Genomic DNA, 758 nt, shown 5'->3' with positions numbered 1-758 from the left:
ATCCCAAAGCTCTTTAGTATATGTTCGATAATTTTTATTAACAATATCTTCCGCTTGATGCTCGCCAAAGACTGAAATGCGTTTTTTACCACGCTCATCTACCCCTTCTACCTTGACATTGCTGCGTTTTACTAAAAACGCTTCATCAATATATCGTTTGGTGAGCATAGGTAAGATAATACATCTTGATTAGTGGTTTATAAAAAAACATTCTTAACAACACTTCAACATTAATCTTTCTTCTTACTTGAACGAGTAATGTTATCAATCAGCGCATCAAGTTCTTTCTTTGAAGAAAATGACCTACCTTCCCCGCTACCTAATACCCCAAGCGTTTTTTTGCCTAACCGTCTCCGCTTAGCATAAAGATTATCCCAAAATCCTCTTCTCTCAAGAACTAATTTGTATGACACAGTCATGTTAATTTTAGTTTTCTCCAAAAGAAGGGTTGGGATAAAAAATAATTAATAATCCTCATCAGTCTCCTCTAGAACGGGCACGCTTAGAACGATAATTAAGAAGCGCTGACTGCATCGCACGCTTACCACGTTGGTATCTCTGCATCACATCCGACGTCATCGCTCCCGTCTTTGCCTGAAGATTCTCTACCTCAGCACCAAAACGCACCATATCATCATACAAACGATCTAGACTCTTTTTTACAGTCTGATACGCTGCTTTTAATCTGCTACTACCCATTATAGTATCTAAAGCACCCGTCTTCTCTATATCCTCCTCAAACTCATCAAGAAACTCCC

The 758-nt window shown here is 38.7% G+C and carries 2 protein-coding genes; both read right to left on the bottom strand.

The window, feature by feature from the left end:
- Positions 1-230 precede the first annotated feature (230 nt).
- Positions 231-413: a hypothetical protein gene (locus NZM05_12630; protein ID MCS7014460.1), complete on the bottom strand. Its 183-nt coding sequence runs from the start codon at positions 411-413 to the stop codon at positions 231-233.
- Between the two features lie 64 nt (positions 414-477).
- The coding region (locus NZM05_12625) for a hypothetical protein (protein MCS7014459.1) at positions 478-758 on the bottom strand (281 nt) is incomplete at its 5' end.

Source organism: Chloroherpetonaceae bacterium, from assembly GCA_025056565.1.
Lineage (GTDB): Bacteria > Bacteroidota > Chlorobiia > Chlorobiales > Thermochlorobacteraceae > Thermochlorobacter.
Note: the sequence above shows the minus strand (reverse complement) of the source record. Positions and strands in the feature narration are given on the sequence as shown.